Below are 19,787 nucleotides of genomic sequence, written 5' to 3' on the forward strand. Positions count from 1 at the left end.
TCCCCGGCCGCCGGCATCGGCCGTACGAGGGCCTTGACCGGGGTGACCCGTTAGTCGGCCGCCGACCGGGGCACCCGGCGTGCTGGGTCGGCCCGGTCGCAGGGGCCGTCGTATCGCAGTGGAGGTGCGGAACATGGGACACGGAGGAAACGTCGTCAACGAGCTCGTGACGGATCACCGGGAGGTGGAGGAGCTCTTCGGCCGTATCGAGGCGCTGCCGCCCGGGGACAAGAACCGCAAGATCTACGCAGATCAGGTCACCATGGAGCTCGTGCGCCACTCGGTGGCCGAGGAGGCCTATCTCTACCCGGCGGTGCGCAAGTACGTGCCCGGCGGGGACGCCATCGCCGACAAGGAGATCGAGGACCACTCCAAGGCGGAGCGGATCATGAAGGATCTGGAGGGCCACGAGGCCGACGATCCCGAATTCGACCGGTTGATCAGCATGCTCATGAGCGAGATCCGCGCGCATGTGGCCGACGAGGAGGAGAACCTCTTCCCCAAGCTCAAGCAGGCGGCTTCCGCGGAGGCGCTGGACGATCTGGGCGATAAGATCCGGCGGGCCAAGAAGACGGCCCCGACCCGACCGCACCCGTCCGCGCCCGACACCCCGCCGGCCAACAAGCTGCTCGCCCCCGGGGCCGGGCTCGTAGACCGGGTCCGCGACGCTCTCACGGGCCGGGGAAAGCAGGATTGAGTCGCTCCGCATCGTCCCGCCGGGGCACGGGCACTCGCCCTGCCGGCGCTGCTGTCGGCGCCGGCTCAACCGGAACACGAACCGTCTACCGCCCTGGAGGAGCCATGGCGGGTGTCAGCCCCACTGATCTGCAGAAAGCGCTGTCCGGCGCGGAGTACCCGGCCGACACGCGGCAACTCGAGAAGGTCGCCCAGAAGAACCAGCGCCCAAGGAGATCACGGAGCGCATCTCCCACCTGGGCAAGAAGAAGTTCCAGAATCCGGCCGAGGTGAGCAAGGCCGTCTTCGAGAACGAGTGACCCGAGGAGCGGGAAGAAGCGGCGGCCGGGGATTGGTTCCCCGGCCGCCGCACTGCTGAAGCACGGTTCCGCCCCCGGCCGCCGTGCGGGCGGGGGCGCAGACGCTGACGCTCTCTCAGCCGACGTACCTGCGAGCCGGGGAGTGGCGCCGCGCCCGTTCCAGGGCCGTCAACCGGGCCTCGAGCTCGGCCGGTACGGGATCGCGCTGCCGGAGCACCCAGGGAAGTCCCGCCAGCGCCCGTCCGAACGCCCGCAGCGACGCCCGGTCGCGGGGCACGGTGTGCGGTCACGGGTGATCACCACGACGGTCGTACGGGGGTCCGCGCGCGCGTCGCCGTGACCGGCCCGGGTTTCCCGTGCCCGCCCGGGGCGTACACCGTCCTCGCGGGCGGGCGAGGCGCGTCGCTGCGGGGCGACGGGGTTCATGTGCCCTCCGCCGGTCCTTGCTCGTCGGTTGCCGTCGTGGTCGTTGTCGCCGGTGGTCACGGGGCCGCCCGGTCCAGGAGGCGGGCCGCGTGCTCGATGCGTTCGGGCAGCGGTTCCCGGTCCTTGAGGGCGGCGGGGAGCCGGGCGACGGTGCCGCGCAGGGCCGCACCGGCGCCGCGCTCGCCGCGGGCCGCCGCCGCGATCAGGCCGGCGGTGTGGCGCAGGGCCACCGTGACGGGCCGCCGCAGCCACGCGGTGAGCACCGCGTTGCGCCGCTGGACCGCCGAGCGGCCGGGCCGGCCGCCGGGCTCGGGATGGTGATGGGCCGTCACCGAGGGCACATGGACGACCCCCCAGCCGCGGGCCGCCAAGTCGTAGGCGAGCAGCGTCTCCTCGCCCCCGAAGAACAGCACGCGGTGATAGCCGCCGGCGTCGAGGAACGCCCGGCGGCGGACCACCGACGCGCAGGCGAGGAAGCCCAGCACGGAGCGGCCGGGCAGGTCGGCGGCGGTCGGCAGCGGCGAGTTCGCGAGTACGGAGTTCAGCGGATCCTCGGCACCGTCCGGGCCGACCAGGGTGCGCGCCGCCAGCAGACCCAGCCTCGGGTGCGCGTCGAACAGGTCCGCGGCGGTCTCCAGGGCACCCGGGGCCCACCAGGAGTCGTCGTCGCTGAACGCGACGTACGGGGTGGTGGCGTGCCGCACCGCGAGGTTGCGGCCGACCGCGCCCAGGTTCCCCCCGGGGGTCAGGACCCGCGCGCCCAGCGGATGGGCGCGCACCGCGGCCACGGTCGCCTCGGCGGAGCCGTTGTCCACGACGATGACCGGGGGCCGCTCGGGCAGCGCGGCAAGCCGGTCCAAGGTGCGCAGCACGCTCCGGAGGCGATCGCGGGTGATCATCGCGACGGTGACCCGGCAGGGGTTCCCCTCGGGTGCGGGAGGAGCGCAGCCGGCGGGCCCGGGCATGGGCTCCTCCGGGAGGGAGCAGCGCGTCATACGGGACCACCGGCCGGCCCGGCACCACCGCCGGCCCGGGGTTCGAGCGTCGCCGGGGCACGGCCCCGGTCCGGCCGCGCCCCGGACGGTGCGGAGAACGTGGTCGGCGTCATGAGCGCGCTCTTCCTTCCGCCGATGAGGATTGCCTGCACACGGCGCCGGCTCCTGTGCGCCCGCGCTCGGCCGGGCCCCGGGAAAGACGCCGAGCGCCCCGGTGGGTCCCTTTCATGCTCCGACGAGGGCTGCGCCTGCGCCACAGGGGCGTCCACCCGACCACGCCCCCACTCACCGTGCGTCGGGCCTCGCGGACCCGCCCTCAGCGGCCGCCTCCCGGCGAAGGCGCCGTCCCCCGCCCCCCGGCCCACCACGGGCCACGGCCGTCTCCGGCCGCTCGGACAGGGCCGCGACCAGCCCGGCGGCGCTGTCCGACTCCGGGTCCTCCAGGAATTCGCGGCGTACCTGCCGGGCAGCCACCCGGCCGGAGGTCAGGCACCAGTTCCACCAGTGGTCCAACCGCCGGGTGCTGAGACGGTCGACCGGCACCAGCGCGGGCCAGCCGCAGGCCTCGGCCTGGGCGGTGAGTTTCGCACCGCCTTCCACAGGGTCCACGGCCAGCGCGGGCACCCCGCCGCGCAGCGCCAGCACCAACCCGTGCAGCCGATCGGTGACCACCAGGTCCATCCGCGCCAGCACGGACTGCACCTGGCCGGGGGTGGCGCACAGCCGCCAGTCACGGCTGTCGAGCCGGGTCTCCAACTCGAGGCAGGCGCAGTCCTTCTCCATCAGCCACCCCGTGAGTTCCTCTGCGGCCTCGCCGTGCCGTCGCCTCTCCCCGTACTCGTGCCGCCCGGACGTGAGGATCACCCCGACGACGGGCGTCGCCGGTTCGGCGGGGGCGTGGGCGGCGAGGTCCGGCTCCGGCTCGGCGGCCGGAGCGTCCCTCGCCAGCACCCGGTGGAACCCGCTGACCGCGGGATCCTGGGGGTCGAGGACGGAGGTCCCGACAGCGATACGCACACAGTGCGCGAACTGCCGGTGCAGCTCCTCCACCCGGGGGCCGTGCAACGGGCCGCAGACGAAGACCAAGTGGGTGTACGCGGGCGGCCGCACCTCGTCCAGGTGCAGCGCCGAGGGCCGGAAACCCGCGCTCCATGCCACGTCGTAGTCGATGCCCTCGCGACGCAGCACCTCCTCGACCCGCCGCAGGGCCAATACGTCCCCCGCGGTGGCCTCACCGTCCAGGAAGCTGAACCACCCGGTCAGCAGAACCCTCGCGCACACAACGCTGACGAGTTCCCCGCCCGCCCGAGCCCACTCCCCTTTTGGTCTCCGGGTCGAGGTCGGGGCGGGGACCGGGGCGTACGGTAGCGTCCGGGCGTTGCCCCACGGCCCTCCGGGGCTGCACCACGGCCGCCCGGTGCCGTAGGGCGGCGGTCCGGGATTGTGTCCGGCAGATCCTGAAGGAGGCGAGGCGTGCTGACCACGGAGGGTGCCGCCGCGACCCGCTTCACCGGACTCCCGGTGACCGGTGAACGCCCGGTGTCCGGGTCGCTCACCGAGGTCACTCTGAGCGGGGACCTGGTGGTGATGGTCAAGCGCGGCGACGACCCGGACGCGCTGCTGGCCGAGGCGGCGGGGCTGCGCTGGCTCGCGGAAGCCGGTGCGGTCCCTGTCCCCTCCGTGCACGGCCACGACACGCACCGTCTGGTGACCGACCGTGTTCCGCCCGGCCGGCCGAACGCCCATGTGGCCCTCCGATTCGGCCGCGGCCTCGCGGCACTGCACGCCGCCGGGGCGCCCGCATTCGGCGCGCCGCCGCCCGGCGGCCCCGAGGACGCGTTCATCGGTCTGGCGCCCCTGCGCAACGTCCCCGGCACCGACTGGCCGGACTGGTACGTGGAGCACCGGGTGCTGCCCTACCTGAGGGGTGCCGTCGACAACGGCACCCTGCGGCCCGCCGAGGCGAGGGTGTTCGAAGAGGTCTGCGAGCGGCTGCCCGAACTGGCCGGTCCCGCCGAGCCGCCCGCCCGGCTGCACGGCGACCTGTGGAACGGCAATGTCCTGTGGGGCGCCGACGGGCGGGTATGGCTCATCGACCCGGCGGCTCACGGCGGTCACCGGGAGACCGACCTGGCGATGCTCCACCTCTTCGGGTGCCCCCATCTCGGCCGGGTCCTGGAGGGATACCAGGAGGCGGCACCGCTGGCCGACGGCTGGGCGGACCGCGTCCCGCTGCACCAGCTCTTCCCGCTCCTGGTCCACTCGGTGCTGTTCGGCCGTGGCTACGGCGAGCGGGCGCTCGCGGCGGCACGGGCGGCGCTGAACCGGTGAGCCGGTGAGCCGGCCACGGCCGTGATCCGGCCGCCCACTCCGCGGTCCCGTTCCGGGGGCGACGAACCCCTCCGGCCGCCTGCCCCACCGCGTGTACGGCCGCCTGTTCCACCCTGTGTACGGTCGCCTGGTCACCGTGCCCAAGGAGCCGCCATGTCCCGCGCCGCCGCACCGTTCGAGCTGTTGCCCGGTGCCGACGACTCACCCGTGATCCTTCATGTGCCGCACTCCGCACGCCGGATACCGCCCGCCGTACGCGCGGGCATCCTGCTCGACGACACAGGCCTGGCCCGCGAACTGGACCACATCACGGACGCCCACACCGCGGAACTCGCGTCCCTCGCCGCCGATTCCTCCACGGTCACCCCCTGGCGGTTCGTCAACGGACTGTCGCGGCTCGTGGTCGACCCGGAACGGTTCCCGGACCAGCGCGAGGAGATGCTGACCGTGGGGATGGGGGCCGTCTACACGCGCACCACGCACCGACGGCCCCTGCGAGCGGCCGGAACCGATCCCGAGCCGCTGCTCAGCGGCTACTTCCGCCCGTACGCCCGGGCGATGACGGCGGCGGTGGCGGACCGGCTGGCCGCCGCGGGGCGGGCCGTCGTCCTCGACGTGCACTCCTATCCCACCGCGCGCCTGCCCTACGAGCTGCACGGCGACGGTCCCCGCCCGCCCGTCTGTCTGGGCACCGACCCCTTTCACACCCCGCCCGAGCTGATCGCCCTGGCACGTGAGGCGTTCGCGGAGTTCGGGGGGACGGGCATCGACAGCCCGTTCGCGGGCGCGTACGTACCGCTGGAGTTCCACGGCACGCGGCCGCAGGTGTCCGCACTGATGCTGGAGCTCCGCCGCGACACCTATATGGCGGAGCCGGGCGGAGCCGCGGGCCCGGGGCTCACCCGCCTCGCGTCGGCGCTGGCCACCCTGGTCGACGCCGTGTCCTGAAGGCGCGAGGGCCCACCCCGGGCTCCGTGCGCCGCTCCTTCGGCCTCACCGCACCGGCCACGCGGTAGTGCTGTTCGAGTGGATGCCGCCACCGTCCGCGCGTCGGCGGCGCGATGGGGGACGTGCTCTTGCCTACGCTCCGGCTGACGGGCCGTCAACGCTCCGTCGTCACCCTCGGGCCGGGCGTCCGTCGCGCGGCCGCACGGCTTGTCTGGGGAGAGATGTGTTCGGGCCCATTACTCGTTCTCCGGTGATCCGGTCGGTGCTGGGCCTGGCCCTCGCGTCGGCCTGGCTGGCCGGCTGCACCAGCGGGTCGCCGACGGGGCTGACCGACGGACCGCACGAGCCCGCGGGGGAGGACGGCCCCGTGGCCGCGGGCCTGGGCCCACGGCTCCAGGACCCTCCGGAGCTGGTCAGTCACGACGGCGTGCTGAAAGCCGGCATCGTCGTGGAACGGCGCAAAGTGCAGGTCGGCAACCGCCGGTTGTACGCCACCACGTACAACGGCGCCTATATGCCGCCCACCCTGCGCGTCCGGCCCGGCGACCGTATCGACCTCACGATGACCAACAACGTCGACCAGGACACCAATCTGCACACGCACGGGCTGCATGTCTCACCGCGTCAGCCCGCGGACGACAACTTCATCGCCATCAAGTACAAGCAGTCGTACCACTACTCGTACCAGCTCCCGCGCAACCAGCCGATCGGCACGTACTGGTACCACTCACACGCCGGCATGCTCTCCGCCCCGCAGGTCGCCGGCGGAGAGTCGGGCATTCTCATCGTCGACAGCCTGCACCAGTACCTGCCGGCATCGCTGGGCGCCATCACCGAGCACACGATCGCGCTCAAGGACTTCCAGGTCCAGGGCGACTCGATCAAGACCCGTCGCCTGAGCATCGGCGCACCCACCCAGCGCACCGTCAACGGCCAGCAGAATCCGGTGATCATCATTCGGCCGGGCGAGACACAGCTGTGGCGGCTGGCCAACATCGGCGCCAACATCTACTACCGGCTCCACCTCCCGGGCACCCGCTTCCATGTGATCGCCCAGGACGGCATTCCCGTGCGCAGGGTCTACGCCGTGGACACTCTGCTCATCCCGGCGGGTGCCCGCTTCGACGTCCTCGTCCAGGGCGGCAGTCCGGGCACCACACGGCTGGAGACCCTCCCCTACAACAGCGGCAAGGCCGGGAACAAGTTCCCCCGGGCCGACCTCGCGGCCGTCGTCACCAGTGGCACGCCCATGACGCGGGCCACCCTGCCGACCGAGTTCGCCCCCCACGAGGACCTGACCCACGCGGCGATCGCGGGCCGCAAGACCATGATCTACACGGAGAACAAGGCGGGGACGAAGTTCTTCATCAACGGCAAGACGTACGACCCCCACCGGACCGACTTCACCTCCGCCCTGGGCACGGTCGAGGAGTGGACGGTCCGCAACGACACGGACGAGGCCCACAGTTTCCACGTCCACACCAACGACATGCAGCTGATGAGCACCAACGGGAAGGCCCATCCGTCCTCCCACGGCTGGTACGACACCGTGAACGTTCCGGCGCGCGGCATCATCGTCGTGCGCATCCGCTTCCGCGACTTCACCGGCAGGACCGTTCTGCACTGTCACCTTCTCAACCACGAGGACGCGGGCATGATGTCCGTGCTCGACATCGTCCGGCCCCGCCCCAAGAGCAAGGCCTCCCCAGGGAACCGCGCCGGCTGACCTCCCGAGCAGCGGTCACCTTGTGTGCATTCCACGTGACTCCCCGCGCTCAAATGCCGGGTGCAGGGCCCCTCGCGGCTTGTCGTGCGCCTCTCGGGATGCGCGCGGCGTCATCTCGATGAAAGGTGAGGGAAAAGGTGGCGTCCCGCCTTCGGGGCGACCGCGGGTGCCACCACTGCGGATCGACTCGCATAGGAGACACCATGTCGACGTCACAGCCTGATGCGTCCCGTCTTCCGTCCGACGACCGGGCCACGCCGGACGAACTGCTGCACGACGTTCCGGCGGAGACCACACCGGAGGATCTGGTCCTCGCCTCGGGCAGGGACATCACCCCCAGCACCCTCGCATGGGCGGAGCGCAAGCTCGCCTCCGAGGGGCGAGCGGCGTTCGACAAGCTGCTGCCCTAGTGATCCCGGTCCGAAAGTCACCGCGCCGGAGCGCTCGAGTCTCCGGCGCGGTGACTTTCGGACCGGTCCCAGCCTCGGGGCCGCGGCGCGGCGCCCGCGGCGACGGCGCGGGTCAGACCGGCACCGGCAGACCGCTCTCCCCGTCCGCCCGCTGCACGGTGTCCTTCCCGGTTCCCGCGACGAGCAGTGCGTCCGCGGCCTGCACGGCCTCGTCCACAGTGCGGGTCCCCATCATCACGCACAGCGTGTAGCTGACGTCCTCCAGTTCTCGTGCCCCTGCGGGCGTCTCCCTCTCGGCGAGTGCGATCCGGAGGGACGCGTACCGGGTCAGCAGTCCTCTGACCACCTTCGGATCCGGAACGAGCACAGCGAGGCCCTCTCTCTCGATTTTCGAGCCGTGTGCCCAGTCATGCACGGACCATGCACAACTCCTCTCAAGCAGGCGCTTTTTTGGCACGATCTCTACGCCCGAAGACCGGAGAGGAAGAGAGCCGCCGGGGAGAGGCCGTCTGCCGGAGGGGTCCTATCCCACGTTCCAGAGGAACCGATGCGTGTGGATGCCGAAGTAGGGGAAGGCCTGCACGCGCTCGACCCCCTCGGTCACCCGGACCACGTCACCGACGAAGTCGAGCAGCTCGCGTGGCCCGTCGCAGACGACTTCCACGAACAGATCGAATCCGCCCGAGGTCAGGACCGAGTAGACCACTTCAGGGTGCGCGGCCAGCTCGTCCGCGACGGCCCGCGGATCGCCGTCCACCGTGACGCCGAGCAGAGCCATCGCCTGGCCGCCCATCCGCATAGGATCGGTGACCCCGACGACCTGGACGGCCTTGGTGTCGAGGAGCCGTTGCAGGCGCTGGCGGGCCGCCGAGGGGGAGAGACCGACCCGCGGACCGAGGTCGGCGTACGCGATACGGCCGTCGGTCTGAAGCTCACGCAGAATGGCCCGGTCGATCTCGTCCACGCTGTTCCTTCCCGGCGGTCGACGCCCAGCCTACCGATGCCGGTCAGCCGGCCAGCTCGGACAGGGCGGCGTCGAACACCTCGGTGTGGGTGTCGACGTCCTCCTCGGTGGTCGCCGGGCACATCAACGCCATGTTGTGGAACGGCGTGAGCAGCACGCCCCGGTTGGCCAGGAAGAGGTGGAGGTAGTCCTCCAGCTCGGTGTCGGAGGCGGCCGCCGACTCGGTCCCGGTGCGCGGCGCCGGGTTCGCGAAGCGGTATTCGGTGCGGGCGCCGAGCCGGCTGACCGACCACGGCAGCTCCCGGCGTTCGATGCACGACCGTACGCCGTCCTCGAAGCGCTGGGACAGCTTCGCCATTGCGGCGAACGCCTCGTCCGTGAGGACGTGTTCCAGGGTGGCCCGGGTGGCGGCCACCGAGAGCGCGTTGCCCGCGAGGGTGCCTCCGACACCGCCCATGTCGACGAGGTCCAGGTCCTCACGGCCCAGCAGCCGCTCCGCCAGCTCGGCGGAGAGCCCGTAGGCACCTGCCGGGATGCCGCCGCCGATCGCCTTGCCGATGGAGAGCACATCCGGTTCGAGGCCCCAGGCGGCGGTGCAGCCGCCGGGGCCGGCCGAGAAGGTGTGTGTCTCGTCGTTGATCAGCAGGGTGCCGGTCCGCCGGGTCAACTCCCGTACGCCCGCGAGGTATCCGGGCTCGGGGAGCACGATGCCGATGTTGGTCAGAGCGGGCTCCATGAGGACCGCGGCCACGTCACCGTGGGCGAGTTCGCGTTCGAGCTGGTCAAGGTCGTTGAACTCGGCGACCCGGCTGGTCAGGGTGACATCGCAGGGCGCCCCGACGTTGCCGGGGCGGCTCGTGCCGCGCCCGTCCGGTCCCACCACGATCAGCGACTCGTCGACACTGCCGTGATAGCTGTAGCTGTTCACGAGGATCTTCGGGCGGCCCGTCACCGCCCGCGCGAGCCGGATCGCCCACCGGTTGGCGTCGGTCGCGGTCAGCGAGAAACTCCACCGGGTGAGCCCGAAGCGCCGGGTGAGTTCCGCGCCGACCCACTCGGCGTCCTCCGTGGGCAGCATCGCCGTCGCACCGCCCAGCTCGGCGAACCGCCGGTGCACGGCCGTCGCGACCGCGTCCGGGGAGTGACCGGCCATCGCGCCGGTGTCGCCGAGGCAGAAGTCGATGTAGTCGTGGCCGTCGATGTCCGTGACCCGGGCGCCGCGTGCGGTGGCGAGATAACGGGGGAAAGCGCCCGCGGTCTTGTTCATCCAGGTCATCGGGACCCGGCCGAAGAGATGCTCGGCGCGTTCGTAGGCGGCCCGCGAACGCGGGTTCCGCCGTTCGGCCTCGGCGCTCTCACGGGCGAGGAGCTGACGCAGACGGGCGCGGTCCATGGCGTACCCCTAGGTCCGGCAACACATGATGGCCGAGACTGTACGGCCGAAACATGCGTGTAATCAAGGGTGAACTTCAGAATCCACCGTGGAAGCGATTGATTCGTGCGTCGCGGAGCACGGGGAGAATCGATACGGCGATGCGGTGCGCCGACGCCCGGAACGGGGGCATACGGTGGAAACAAGCGATCATGACCACCGCCACCCCGTCCCCGGCCCGCGACGTGCGCGACCACACCGGGAAGCGCACCCGTCCCGATTCCACACAGAGTGACCTCATGGCAAAGTCCTCCACCGCCCCTGTCACGGCTCCCGACACCGTCTGGCCGGCGCGCGGGCGCCACCTCGGCCCGGGCGCCGAGGACACCGTCCGGCACCGGCTGCGAGAGCTGAAGAGCGAGGCGGTCATCCAGGACCACCTCGAGTTCGAGGGCTCCCGGGGCGATGTGCCCCACCGCGCCTTCGAGGCCCGCTGGCTCGTGGCCGGCGACGTCGTCGTGCGGGCCCGCCTGAACCTCGAGGCACCCGACGAGAAGGACGGCACACAGGAGTGGGTGCTGGTGGCGGAGGCGGACCGGCCCTGGGAACCGGGCTGGCCCTCACCGGCCACCGTCTTCTGGCCCGAGGACGCCGACGTGCCCTGGGACCACGATGTGGTCGGGAGCCTGCGCTTCCGGGAGATCAACCCGTTGCCCGGGGAGGACCGGGCACTGCGGCGTCTGCTCAAGGACTGCGCGCGTCGCTCATGGGGCGTCCACGTGATCGTCCACGAGGCGATGACCCCCGACGAGCGCGGCCTGCGTCCCCTCGCGCCGCTGCTGCCGCCGGCCCTGCGCCACCGGATCGTGGAGCACCGGGCCGCGCCGGAGCAGTTCCAGGTCGTCAACTGGGCGCTCTACGACCTGGGGGCACGGGTACCCCGCGGAGGTGCCGTGGTGCTGCCCTCGGCACCGGCCGCCCCCGGTGTCGGCGATGACGACTTCGCCGTGCGCACCGTGTTCCTGGACGGTTCCGACCCGGTGGAGCTCATCGAGACCGTGTGCCGCTACGCCCTGGAGCCCCGGCCGCTGCCCGAGGGCGCCGGGGAAGCGCTGTCCGACCTGCGTTCCCAGTGGCACCTGACGACCCTGGAGGAGGAGCTGGCGGATGCGCGCCGTCAGCTCGCCGCCTACGCCGAGGCCCTGGACGCCATGACGAAGTCGCGCGATCTGTACCGGGAGGCGGCCGAGCTGGCCCACGAGGCGCTGGCGGCCTACCGGGACTCGGGAAGGACGCTGCCCTCGCCGCGGCAGGCGCCGCACAAGCGGGAAGGTTTCTCCCTGCGCACCCTGGCGAAGTCGCTGGAGCGCGTCCGGGACGGCGCCAAGGGGCTCCGCCCGGCGGGCGCCGAGGACCCGCGCGCCATGGGACCGGCCGACGGGGGCGGGCAGAGCCGGGAGTAGCCGGTGCGCCGGTCCGTCGGCAGCCGCCGGGGGGCCGTCCTCCCCGTGCGCCGCACCCCCGGTCCCGCAGTCGCGGCGTGTGTCCTCAATCCGTGGGTGTGGGGATGCGTTTGAGGGGTACCCGCAGGCGGACTCGCCGCCGGGGTACCGCCCCGGCGGCGAGAGGTTGATCACTACCGGAGCGCGTTCCGCGGTGCATCCGCGGTCCGCCCCGGGGTAGGCGAGCCCCGCACGCCGTACGTATGGGAGGACATTGTGTCGGCTGAGCAGACCCCCCTGTCCATCGAAGTGACGATGCCCCGGGAGGATGTGGCGCTGGTCATCGTGAAGGGTTTCCTGGACGTCGACACGGCGACGGAGTTGCATCACCACCTCGCCAACCAGTTGCACCACGGACGCCGTCATCTGCTGCTCGACCTCTCGTCGGTGCCGTTCATGGACTCGTCCGGTATCAACATCATTCTGAAGACCTACAAGGAGACCCGGCAGGTCGGCGGCTCGGTCGGCGTCATCGATGCGGCCCCGGCCGTTCAGCGGATCCTCGATCTGACGGGGGTGAGCCTGACGGTGCCGTCCTATCGGAACGCGGACGAGGCACTCGACGGGACCCGCGACGCGCTGAGCCATCCCTAGCGGAGACGTCGACGGCGGGGCGCGGACCCGTCCTGGGCCGGTCCGCAGCCCCTTGCCGGGCCCAATACTTGCCGTTTGACAACTGTAGCCATCAGGCAACAAAGTGAGGACATCGAAAGCACGGAGGGAACTGGGATGTTGCGGTGGGCGGAGCCGGCTGCGCGCGCCGGCCGACCGCGGCAAGCGCCCGGTACACCCGCGGGGCGCGTCTGCAGGCCGGCGGCTCAGGCCGTCCGCGCGCCGGTTCCGTCGCCCTCCTCGTGGAGCTGCGCCGCCGCGACGGCGCAGAAGGCCTCCAGGCCCTGTAGCAGCGCCGTCCGCTTGGCCCCCGGCATCTGGGCGAGGACGGACTCCAGAGCTCGCTCACGCCGTTCGCGCAGCTCCGCCAAGAAGGACCTGCCCCGACGGCTCAGATGCAGACGCAGCTCGCGCCGGCTGGTCGAGCTGGCCGCGCGCTCGACGTACCCGACGGCCTGGAGGCGGTCGCAGAGTCGGCTCGTCGACGGCGGGGTCGACCCCAGCGCGTCGGCGAGCGTGCGCAGATTGATGCCCTCCTGGTGCTCCAGTATGAACAGCACCCGCAACTGGGAGGCCGAGACGGGGGCCGTCGAGGCCCGCCCCCACACGACTTCCAGCAGCTCCGCCGCCTCAGAGGTCACACGCGCCACCTCGCTGGGCTCGGGACGCGGGCCGGAGGAAATCACCTTCTCATTCTCCCAGGCTTCTCGAATCCTGTCGGCCTGCCAGGGCGACAGCTCACGCATAACGATAGATACGGGCACGGTCACACAGCCGTCCAGGGCGTGTGGGTCCGGAATCGTACTAGTGGAAGAATGGCGTATCCGACATCGTGAACAGCTTCGTCGCCGCCGAGAGAGCGCTCCGGAACGCCGCTCCCCACCGGTTGGTGGAGGCGCTCCGGGAAGTGTTGCACGGCCAGTACACGGCCCAGTGCGTCGAACTTCTGATGGCCGACTACGGGCTCTCCGTCCTGCAGCCCGTCTCCGCGCAGCCCCACACCTGCGAATCCGTGGCGATGCACGGCACCACGGCCGGCAGGGCCTTCGGCGCGCAGCACCCCGTCATGGAGGAGAAGGGCGAACTGACCCGGGCTCACCTGCCCGTGACGGTACGCGGTGAGCGGATCGGTGTGCTCACGGTCACCCTGCCCTCCGAGACGGCCGCCGGAGCCCTTGCCGAACTCGTCGACATCGCGGAGGTCCTCGGCCACGAGATCATCGTGGCCGAACGGGACACGGATCTGTATGTCCGGGCCAGGCGCCGGGACCGGCTGACGCTCGCGGCCGAGATGCAGTGGCAGCTGCTTCCCGGCCGGTCGTGCGCCCGGCCGGAGTACGCACTCGGCGCCCAGTTGGAGCCCGCCTACGGGATCTTCGGCGACAACTTCGACTGGTCCGCCGGGTCCGACCGGCTGATGCTGTACATCACCAACGGCATGGGCCAGGGCATCGAGGCGTCCCTGCTGACCAACCTCGGCATCAACGCGTTGCGCAATGCCCGGCGCGCCGGAGTTCCCATAGAGGACCAGGCCGCCCTCGCCGACCAGGCCATCTACGCCCACTATCACGGTGCCTCCTATCTGTCGGTGCTCCTGCTCGACTTCGAGCTGTCCACCGGCCGGGTGAAGGTCGTGGACGCCGGCTCCCCGCAGATGCTGCGGCTGCGCGGCCGGACCGTGGAACGGGTCGACTTCGAGGCCCAGCTGCCCCTCGGCATGTTCGAGGAGACCGACTACGTCGCCCAGGAGTTCTCCGCCGCGCCGGGCGACCGGCTCGTCTTCGTCAGCGACGGCGTCTACAGCGTCGCCGCACCGGGCGGGGAGCCCTACGGCGAGAAGGCGCTGGCCAAGGCGATCGCGGCGACGCGGCTGCTCCCGGCCGCCGACGTGCCACGGGCCGTCCTCAGGGAGCTGTCGGGCCACCGGGGCGGACCCGCTCCGGAGGACGACGCGCTCGTGGTGTGCCTGGACTGGTTCGGGCGTCAGCAGGAGTCCTAGGCTCCCGGCCGCGTCGGCTGCCCGCCCGGTGCGCCCGACGCGCCGGATACGGACGGCAGTTGGTCAGTTCCCCCGTTCGTTGGACGATCTTCCGGGAGGCCGCGGGTGTCGGAGGCGATCTCCCATGATTACAGTTGTCGCGCGACAATGAACCGCGCTCTCCGAGGTGGCTCCCTGGCGGCCGGGGGAGCAGATATACGAAGGAGACAGGGACGTGACGGACCAGGAGTCGGCAACGAACCATGTGGCGTCAGCGCGCGTCGTCGGGGATTTCCTGCAACGCCGCCGGGAACAGATCTCCCAGCGCTGGGCCGGCGAGACACTGTTCCGGACGGTCTTCACGGTCTCCCGCGACGAGGCGGTGGAAGCCGCCGGCGCCCTGGTGGAGGCGCTCGCCGTGGTGGCCGCCACCGGGCGGACCGAAGACGTCCGGGCCCCCGGCTTCGCGGGGGTGCGCGAACAGCTCGCCCGCATGGCCGCCTCCCGCGCGCGGGTGGGAGCAACCCCCGCCCATATCGCCGAAGAGGTGGCGGCGCTGCGCCCCTCGGTCAGCGAGCTGCTGACCGCCGATCTGGTCGAGGCGGACGGGGAGGCGACCGGAGCGCACCAGGTGACGCTCGCCCTCCTGCTCGGCACACTGCGCCTGGTCGTCATGGAGACGGCACTCAGCGCGGGCACTGACATCATCGAGCGGCAGCGTCTGCAACTGCTCGAAGCGGCCACCCCCGTCATCAAGCTCTGGAACGGCATCGTCGCCGTCCCGCTGATCGGCACCCTGGACAGCGCCCGCAGCCAGGTCGTGATGGAGAGTCTGCTCGAGGCAGTCGTCACCCAGCAGGCGCGGTACGCGATCCTCGACATCACCGGCGTGCCGACCGTCGACTCCCTGGTCGCCCAGCACCTGATGAAGACGGTCGCCGCGGCCCGCCTCATGGGGGCCGAGTGCATCGTCTCGGGTATCCGGCCGGCCATCGCCCAGACCATCGTGCACCTGGGCATCGACCTGGGTTCCGTCGTCACCCGTGCGAGCCTCGCCGACGCCCTCGCCCACGCCCTGCACCAGCTGGGTGCCGTGATCGTCGACCGGGCGGCCACCGGAGGGGGCCCGCGGTGAGCGGCGGTCCCGGAAGCCCGGACGGCACCCATGTCCCCGTACTCAAGCTCGGTGACGTCCTGCTCGTCACACTCCAGGGCGAACTGCACGACAAGGCGGCCGAACAGCTCCAGCAGGACATCGCGGCGGCCATCACCGACAGCTCCGCGCGCGCAGTCGTCATCGACGTCTCCGGAGTCGAGATAGTCGATTCCTTCCTGGGCCGTGTGTTCGCCGAGATCGCCGCGAGCACACGGCTGCTCGCGGCGGAGACCGTCGTGGCCGGCATGCGCCCGGCGGTCGCCATCACCCTGGTGGAACTCGGCCTCACCCTCCCGGGCCTTCGCACCGCGCTGGACAGCGACGAGGCCCTGCGGATGCTGACCCGGGCGTCCACCTCCCTGTCCCACGTTCCAGAACGCCAGGAGAACGCGTGACGGAGACATCGGGCCGACTCGCCGCATGCCTGCCCATCCGCTCGGACATGGATCTGGCGTGGGTACGACAGCATGTGCGGCAGGCGGCCGCCGAGATCGGTCTCGGCCTGGTGGAACAGACCAAACTGATCACCGCGGCCAGCGAGCTCGCTCGCAACACACTGGTCCACGGCGGAGGCGGACAGGTCGAGTCCGTCTTCCTGGACAACGGCCGGGCCCGTGGCCTGCGGCTGACCTTCACCGACGGGGGGCCGGGCATCGCCGACGTCGAGCGGGCGCTCACCGACGGGTACACCTCGGGCGGGGGGCTGGGCCTGGGGCTCGGTGGGGCCCGGCGGCTGGTCCACGAGTTCTCCATCGACACCCGGCCCGGCCACGGCACCTCCGTCACCGTCGTCTGCTGGGCGGCCGGACCGCCCCGCCCGCGCGAGGAGGCGCGATGAGCCGCATCTGGGACGTACCCGTGCACGACGCGACCCGGGTCCGGGACGTCCGGGTGGCGGCGGAGCAGGCCTGCGGTCACGCCGGGTTCGGTGAGGAGCGGGAGGCGGCCGCCGTGCTCGTCGCCACCGAGCTCGCCACCAATCTGCTCAAGCACGCGGGCGGCGGCCAGATACTGCTCGAGACGGTGGACCCGCCGCCCGGCACCGATGCGCCCCGCGAGCGGTCCTCTCTCCAGATCGTCACGATCGATCACGGCCCTGGAATCCCGGACCTCTCGGCCGCGCTGCACGACGGCTTCTCGACCACGGCCTCGCTGGGGGCCGGACTCGGCACGTGCCGCCGTGTGGCGGACGACTTCGAGCTGCACAGCACGCCCGGGCGGGGCACCGTGGCCCTGGCCCGGATAGGTCCCTCGTCCGTCCGGCGGAGCGGACCGCGGTACCAGCCCGACCGGGCACCGGTGCGGGCCGGAGGGGTCAACATCCCCCTGGTTGAGGGTCATTCCGGTGACGCCTGGGCCTGCGTACGCTCCGGAGAGCGCCTCACCCTGCTCCTCGCCGACGGCCTCGGGCACGGCCCGCGCGCGGCCGAGGCCTCCGACGCCGCCGTACGGCAACTGCGGCTGAGCCCCCATCTGACGCCGCCGGAGCTGCTCGGCACGCTGCACACCGCGCTGCGCGACACCCGGGGCGCCGCCGTCGCGGTCGCCCAGCTCGACCTCGCCGCGGAGCGTCTGGAGTTCTCCGGCATCGGCAACGTCGGCGCCCGGCTGCGCTCCGGCGACGACTGGCAGCCGCTGTTGTCCCATCCCGGCATAGTCGGCGCCCACCGCCCCGCGCACATCCCCCACCAGCGACTGCCCTGGACCCCCGACTGCCTCCTCGTCCTGCACAGCGACGGTCTGCCCAGCCGGTGGTCGCTGCGCCCGGACGTGCCCGCCGCGGTCCTGGATCCCGGGGTGACGGCGGCTCTGATCGTGCGCGACTCCAGCAGCTCGGCCCGGCCGGTCCGTGACGACACCACGGTGGCCGTGCTGTCCCCCACACCGCCGAATCGTGAACCATGACCCACACCTGGCACATCACCACCGTCGTCGACGCCGCCCGGGCCCGGATCGCCACCGCCCGGCTCGCGGCCGAGCACGGGGTCCCCGTCCTCGACCGCACCCGCCTGGTCACCGCGCTCACCGCACAGCTGCGGCAGTGCCTCACCAAGGGAGGGGCCTGGCGGCTGACCTTCACGACCACTCCCCCGTCCCCGGCCGAGGACCGGCCCCGGCTGTGGATCACCCTCCGCCCCGACCCGGGCGACCGTTCCGACGCCGATCTGACCTGGCAGGCCTCGGCTCCCGCGACGGAGCGGGAGGGCCGGGCCCGCACGGCCGTGGTCCCCGCCCGTACGACGGCCCTCGCCGAAGCCCTGTTCGGCGCCGACGACGACACGGCGCGGGTGCTCGACACGCTGACGGAGCAGGAGGCGCTGGTCGCCTTCCACCGTGAGGAGCTGCACCAGACGAACCAGGGCGTCCTCGCCCTGCACGCGGAGCTGGACGCCGCGGGGCGGGCCCAGCAGAAGCTGTTCGCCGCCGAGCGGGCCGCCCGCACCGAGGCGGAGGAGGCCCGCCGGCGGCTCACCTTCCTCGCCGACGCCAGCGCGGCACTCACGGCGTCCCTCAACCACGGGGAGATCGTGCGGCTGCTGCCCGAGCTGCTGATCCCGACGTACGCGCGGAGCGTCGACGTGTGGCTGCTCGGCGACGAGGTGGAGGAGCACGGGCACGCGCCCCGTCCCGCCGCGGCCGTCGTCGCCGCCCGCACCGGACGACCGCAGTACGCGGCACCCCACCCCGGCGGCCTGCCCGGCGTGGACGACCGGCCGCCCTCCGCCCTGCACCCCACCGGGCCCCTGCTGTGCGTCCCCCTGTCGGCCAGACGGACGCCCCTCGGCGTGCTCATCCTCACACCGCCGGGCGACCGGTGGAATCCGGACGACGCCGTGATGCTGATCGAGCTGGCCCGCCGGGCCGGCATCGCGATCGACAACGCCCAGCGCTTCGAACACAACCGGGACATCGCCGAGACGCTGCAACGGGCCCTGCTCACCGACCTGCCCGCCACTCCGGGGCTCCAGCTGGCCGCCCGGTACCTTCCGGCGACCCATGGCCTCAACATCGGCGGAGACTGGTACGACGCCTTCCGCCAGCCCGACGGGAGCCTGATCGCGGTCATCGGCGACGTCACCGGTCACGGGCTGCACGCGGCGGTCATGATGAGCCAGCTGCGCACCGCCCTGCGGGCCTACGCCGTGGACGGGGGCACCCCGGGCCAGCTCCTGACCCGGCTGCACCTGTTCCTGCACCATTTGCAGCCGGATCTGTACGCCACGGCGGTGATCGTCCGGTTCCGTCCCGGGGAACCGGAACTGACCTGGGCGGCGGCCGGACATCCGCCCCCGGTGCTGCGCACGCCCGACGGCCGGGTCCACACCCTCGACGACAAGCCGGGGGCGATGCTGGGCATTCCGCTGCGGCAGGACATCGCGGACCACACCGTCTCACTGCCGGCCGGATCGACCCTCGCCCTGTACACGGACGGCCTGGTGGAACGGCGGGCCCAGGGCATCGACCCGGGCATCGAGCGGCTCACCGAGGCGCTGTCCGCGCTGGGCCCGCCGGACCTGGACGGCGATCTGGAACGCGCCGCCGACCGGGTCCTCGATCCCATGCTGCGGGACTCGGAGGGCGACGACGACGTATGCCTGCTGCTGTGCCACTTCGGCAGCGGGCAGACGGCGCCGGTGATCGGGGCGCCGTCCCGACGCCCGTGAAGGCGCCGCGCGGCCGCACCGCCCGCCCGCAAGGGGCCCCGGAGCCGCCCGGCCGCTATGCCTCCCCGTCCGGCTGCACCGCACGGGCCGCGCGGAACGCGTGCAGTCCGTGTTCCAGCGCGGCCCGCTGGGCGGGTGTCATCGCGGCCAGCACACCGGCCAGGCTCGCCGACCGGCGTTCGGCGATCTCCGCGAGCGCCCTGCGCCCCTGGGGGGTGACCCGCAACTGGAGCTCGCGCCGGTTGCGGGGATGGGTCACCCTTTCCAGCAGTCCGGCGGCCTCCAGCCGGTCGCAGAGCCTGCTGGCCGCGGGCAGTGCGATGCCCAGCGTCTCCGCGAGCGTCGTGAGGTTCAGCTCCGCACGCCGCCGGACGGCTGTGAGCGCCTTCAACTGATGGCTGGAGAGCCGTGGAGTGACCGCTTCGGCCGCCCCGGTCCACAGCGCCACGAGGCTCTCCACCGCGTCCGCGACCTGTCGGGCCATTGCCCGGGGAGCCCCTCCTGTCTCTTCTGCCTCCGTCACCTCACGGTCATCTCCCACCGCGCTTCCCTTACCTGTCGCGCCGTGCGCCCCGCAGCAGTGCGCACGAACGCTTCCGTCCTTCGATTCAGCCGACATGGTCGGTCCGATCGGCGCCTGTACCCAGAGCGCCTCCGAGTACGCCGCCGGACTGTCATCTTCACAAGATCACTGCATGGCGGCCCCT

At 72.2% G+C, this 19,787-nt stretch carries 20 protein-coding genes and 1 pseudogene; 13 read left to right on the forward strand and 8 right to left on the reverse strand.

The features are described from left to right. Positions 1 to 133 precede the first annotated feature (133 nt). Entirely contained in the window at positions 134 to 697 is a 564-nt protein-coding gene (locus tag ABZ876_RS23940) for a hemerythrin domain-containing protein (RefSeq protein ID WP_361784670.1), read from the forward strand. Positions 698 to 1,110: 413 nt separating this feature from the next. On the opposite strand, the pseudogene ABZ876_RS23945 reads toward ABZ876_RS23940, so the two are convergent. The 3 genes and pseudogenes from ABZ876_RS23945 to ABZ876_RS23955 form a co-directional block, all read right to left on the reverse strand. After that, positions 1,111 to 1,275, reverse strand: a pseudogene (locus ABZ876_RS23945) (glycosyltransferase family 2 protein); the annotation flags it as partial. 202 nt (positions 1,276 to 1,477) lie between these two features. After that, complete coding sequence (locus ABZ876_RS23950; RefSeq protein WP_361784673.1) at positions 1,478 to 2,386, reverse strand: glycosyltransferase; 909 nt, start codon at positions 2,384 to 2,386, stop codon at positions 1,478 to 1,480. 315 nt (positions 2,387 to 2,701) lie between these two features. Then, positions 2,702 to 3,697 (reverse strand): polysaccharide pyruvyl transferase family protein, encoded by a 996-nt coding sequence (locus tag ABZ876_RS23955; RefSeq protein WP_361784676.1) that lies wholly within the window; start codon positions 3,695 to 3,697, stop codon positions 2,702 to 2,704. Positions 3,698 to 3,892: 195 nt separating this feature from the next. Between ABZ876_RS23955 and ABZ876_RS23960 the strand changes: the two genes are divergently transcribed. The 4 genes from ABZ876_RS23960 to ABZ876_RS23975 all read left to right on the forward strand — a co-directional run bounded on the left by ABZ876_RS23960 (position 3,893) and on the right by ABZ876_RS23975 (position 7,831). Continuing rightward, entirely contained in the window at positions 3,893 to 4,747 is an 855-nt protein-coding gene (locus ABZ876_RS23960; protein ID WP_361784824.1) for a fructosamine kinase family protein, read from the forward strand. Positions 4,748 to 4,900: 153 nt separating this feature from the next. Then, positions 4,901 to 5,695, forward strand: coding sequence for an N-formylglutamate amidohydrolase (locus ABZ876_RS23965; protein ID WP_361784679.1), 795 nt, complete (start codon positions 4,901 to 4,903; stop codon positions 5,693 to 5,695). A 250-nt stretch (positions 5,696 to 5,945) separates the two neighbouring features. Further along, complete coding sequence (locus tag ABZ876_RS23970) at positions 5,946 to 7,421, forward strand: multicopper oxidase family protein (RefSeq protein WP_361784682.1); 1,476 nt, start codon at positions 5,946 to 5,948, stop codon at positions 7,419 to 7,421. A gap of 203 nt (positions 7,422 to 7,624) precedes the next feature. After that, the gene (locus ABZ876_RS23975) at positions 7,625 to 7,831 is read left to right on the forward strand and encodes a hypothetical protein (RefSeq protein WP_361784685.1); all 207 of its coding nucleotides are present in this window, start codon (positions 7,625 to 7,627) and stop codon (positions 7,829 to 7,831) included. A 112-nt stretch (positions 7,832 to 7,943) separates the two neighbouring features. On the opposite strand, the gene ABZ876_RS23980 is transcribed toward ABZ876_RS23975, so the two are convergent. The 3 genes from ABZ876_RS23980 to ABZ876_RS23990 form a co-directional block, all read right to left on the reverse strand. After that, positions 7,944 to 8,198, reverse strand: a complete 255-nt coding sequence (locus ABZ876_RS23980) for a DUF5133 domain-containing protein (RefSeq protein WP_361784827.1) — start codon at positions 8,196 to 8,198, stop codon at positions 7,944 to 7,946. Positions 8,199 to 8,354: 156 nt separating this feature from the next. Further along, positions 8,355 to 8,795 carry an Lrp/AsnC family transcriptional regulator gene (locus ABZ876_RS23985; RefSeq protein ID WP_361784688.1) on the reverse strand — a complete coding sequence of 147 codons (441 nt, stop codon included), beginning with the start codon at positions 8,793 to 8,795 and terminating at the stop codon, positions 8,355 to 8,357. A 43-nt stretch (positions 8,796 to 8,838) separates the two neighbouring features. Further along, the gene (locus ABZ876_RS23990; protein ID WP_361784691.1) at positions 8,839 to 10,188 is read right to left on the reverse strand and encodes a transaminase; all 1,350 of its coding nucleotides are present in this window, start codon (positions 10,186 to 10,188) and stop codon (positions 8,839 to 8,841) included. A 191-nt stretch (positions 10,189 to 10,379) separates the two neighbouring features. Between ABZ876_RS23990 and ABZ876_RS23995 the strand changes: the two genes are divergently transcribed. Together ABZ876_RS23995 and ABZ876_RS24000 are read left to right on the forward strand one after the other, a co-directional pair. Then, positions 10,380 to 11,630, forward strand: coding sequence for a hypothetical protein (locus ABZ876_RS23995; RefSeq protein WP_361784694.1), 1,251 nt, complete (start codon positions 10,380 to 10,382; stop codon positions 11,628 to 11,630). A gap of 294 nt (positions 11,631 to 11,924) precedes the next feature. Next, positions 11,925 to 12,263, forward strand: a complete 339-nt coding sequence (locus tag ABZ876_RS24000; protein ID WP_361784830.1) for an anti-sigma factor antagonist — start codon at positions 11,925 to 11,927, stop codon at positions 12,261 to 12,263. 224 nt (positions 12,264 to 12,487) lie between these two features. On the opposite strand, the gene ABZ876_RS24005 is transcribed toward ABZ876_RS24000, so the two are convergent. Continuing rightward, the gene (locus ABZ876_RS24005; protein WP_361784697.1) at positions 12,488 to 12,922 is read right to left on the reverse strand and encodes a MarR family transcriptional regulator; all 435 of its coding nucleotides are present in this window, start codon (positions 12,920 to 12,922) and stop codon (positions 12,488 to 12,490) included. Between the two features lie 191 nt (positions 12,923 to 13,113). Here ABZ876_RS24005 and ABZ876_RS24010 point away from each other — a divergent pair, with 191 nt between their 5' ends. From ABZ876_RS24010 to ABZ876_RS24035, 6 genes are all read left to right on the forward strand, one after another. After that, a complete protein-coding gene (locus ABZ876_RS24010; protein WP_361784700.1) occupies positions 13,114 to 14,280 on the forward strand; it encodes a PP2C family protein-serine/threonine phosphatase in 1,167 nt (388 codons plus the stop codon). A gap of 214 nt (positions 14,281 to 14,494) precedes the next feature. Continuing rightward, positions 14,495 to 15,394: an STAS domain-containing protein gene (locus ABZ876_RS24015; RefSeq protein ID WP_361784703.1), complete on the forward strand. Its 900-nt coding sequence runs from the start codon at positions 14,495 to 14,497 to the stop codon at positions 15,392 to 15,394. Further along, positions 15,391 to 15,810, forward strand: a complete 420-nt coding sequence (locus tag ABZ876_RS24020; RefSeq protein ID WP_361784706.1) for an STAS domain-containing protein — start codon at positions 15,391 to 15,393, stop codon at positions 15,808 to 15,810. Before ABZ876_RS24015 ends, ABZ876_RS24020 begins: the two co-directional genes overlap by 4 nt. Positions 15,811 to 15,857: 47 nt before the next feature. After that, a complete protein-coding gene (locus ABZ876_RS24025) occupies positions 15,858 to 16,253 on the forward strand; it encodes an anti-sigma regulatory factor (protein WP_361784833.1) in 396 nt (131 codons plus the stop codon). Further along, entirely contained in the window at positions 16,250 to 17,320 is a 1,071-nt protein-coding gene (locus ABZ876_RS24030) for an ATP-binding SpoIIE family protein phosphatase (protein ID WP_361784709.1), read from the forward strand. Before ABZ876_RS24025 ends, ABZ876_RS24030 begins: the two co-directional genes overlap by 4 nt. Beyond that, complete coding sequence (locus ABZ876_RS24035) at positions 17,317 to 19,080, forward strand: SpoIIE family protein phosphatase (protein WP_361784712.1); 1,764 nt, start codon at positions 17,317 to 17,319, stop codon at positions 19,078 to 19,080. Before ABZ876_RS24030 ends, ABZ876_RS24035 begins: the two co-directional genes overlap by 4 nt. 55 nt (positions 19,081 to 19,135) lie before the next feature. On the opposite strand, the gene ABZ876_RS24040 is transcribed toward ABZ876_RS24035, so the two are convergent. After that, positions 19,136 to 19,564: a MarR family transcriptional regulator gene (locus ABZ876_RS24040; RefSeq protein ID WP_361784715.1), complete on the reverse strand. Its 429-nt coding sequence runs from the start codon at positions 19,562 to 19,564 to the stop codon at positions 19,136 to 19,138. Positions 19,565 to 19,787 lie beyond the last annotated feature (223 nt).

Origin of the sequence: Streptomyces sp. NPDC046931 (assembly GCF_040644655.1) — a bacterium.
In the GTDB taxonomy this organism is placed as follows: Bacteria; Actinomycetota; Actinomycetes; order Streptomycetales; family Streptomycetaceae; genus Streptomyces.

Bases quoted from the DNA above. Each gene is read 5' to 3' on its own strand.
- ABZ876_RS23995 (WP_361784694.1), top strand. From the start codon at position 10,380: ATGACCACCGCCACCCCGTCCCCGGCCCGCGACGTGCGCGACCACACC.
- ABZ876_RS24040 (WP_361784715.1), bottom strand. From the start codon at position 19,564: ATGGCCCGACAGGTCGCGGACGCGGTGGAGAGCCTCGTGGCGCTGTGG.
- ABZ876_RS23965 (WP_361784679.1), top strand. From the start codon at position 4,901: ATGTCCCGCGCCGCCGCACCGTTCGAGCTGTTGCCCGGTGCCGACGAC.
- ABZ876_RS23990 (WP_361784691.1), bottom strand. From the start codon at position 10,188: ATGGACCGCGCCCGTCTGCGTCAGCTCCTCGCCCGTGAGAGCGCCGAG.
- ABZ876_RS23940 (WP_361784670.1), top strand. From the start codon at position 134: ATGGGACACGGAGGAAACGTCGTCAACGAGCTCGTGACGGATCACCGG.
- ABZ876_RS24035 (WP_361784712.1), top strand. From the start codon at position 17,317: ATGACCCACACCTGGCACATCACCACCGTCGTCGACGCCGCCCGGGCC.
- ABZ876_RS24000 (WP_361784830.1), top strand. From the start codon at position 11,925: ATGCCCCGGGAGGATGTGGCGCTGGTCATCGTGAAGGGTTTCCTGGAC.
- ABZ876_RS24030 (WP_361784709.1), top strand. From the start codon at position 16,250: ATGAGCCGCATCTGGGACGTACCCGTGCACGACGCGACCCGGGTCCGG.
- ABZ876_RS23950 (WP_361784673.1), bottom strand. From the start codon at position 2,386: ATGCCCGGGCCCGCCGGCTGCGCTCCTCCCGCACCCGAGGGGAACCCC.
- ABZ876_RS24025 (WP_361784833.1), top strand. From the start codon at position 15,858: ATGGATCTGGCGTGGGTACGACAGCATGTGCGGCAGGCGGCCGCCGAG.
- ABZ876_RS23975 (WP_361784685.1), top strand. From the start codon at position 7,625: ATGTCGACGTCACAGCCTGATGCGTCCCGTCTTCCGTCCGACGACCGG.